Consider the following 690-nt stretch of genomic DNA (forward strand, 5'->3'; position numbering starts at 1 on the left):
TTGAGACGGGTCGCTAATCTCTGATATCGCAAACGGTTTTAATGACATTTCAACTCCTCATGTCTTGATCCCATAAATTACACTCACATTAACGGGGCGCGTTTCAACACCACCAACCCTCTCTGCCATGAGGTGATGTTCATGATGCTCTCTGTCATTCAGACCTTCTGTTATAGGCGTGGAATAATATAAAAAATTAGCAAACGGGCTCCTGATAAACCAAGGTAAACGAGGCGGTTTATCTTTTTCTGTAAACCAAAATGGAACCTCTGAAATGCCCACTATTCGGTCAAATTCTTCATGACATTTCTTTAAGCTATCCCCACTCAAACCTACACACTCTTCGTCTATAGCTCTCTTGCGCCTTTGCAAGTGAGCTTCAGAAGAAGAAACATCTCGTTTTTTTCGAGAAGAAAGACCTTCTGATGACGCTGGACCTATAAAATGTTCGTGCGCTTTTAAAGAACAGGGTTGTATACTTGCAAAAGAACGCCAAGGGTCTAGATTGCGTTCATTATCAAGTCCTCGTAAAAATAGCCCCCGAAAATCGGGAACATTAAACGTCGTGGCGCCATCCCCTTCTCCCCACGTCGTTCCTATGACACAAAATAAATCCCAATAAACATACCGTGAATAAGCACGCCCATCACATGGCAACCAACCATCCGGCAAGCGTTCCATTGCAAACGG

At 43.6% G+C, this 690-nt stretch carries 1 protein-coding gene; it reads right to left on the bottom strand.

Annotated elements, in window-relative coordinates; translation table 11 throughout:
• Positions 1-57: 57 nt before the first annotated feature.
• A partial coding sequence (locus tag ACFIKE_RS12050) for a phage tail protein (protein WP_375650201.1) occupies positions 58-690 on the bottom strand: 633 nt, incomplete at its 5' end.

Source organism: Bartonella sp. MU70NMGDW, assembly GCF_042194085.1.
Taxonomy (GTDB): domain Bacteria; phylum Pseudomonadota; class Alphaproteobacteria; order Rhizobiales; family Rhizobiaceae; genus Bartonella; species Bartonella grahamii.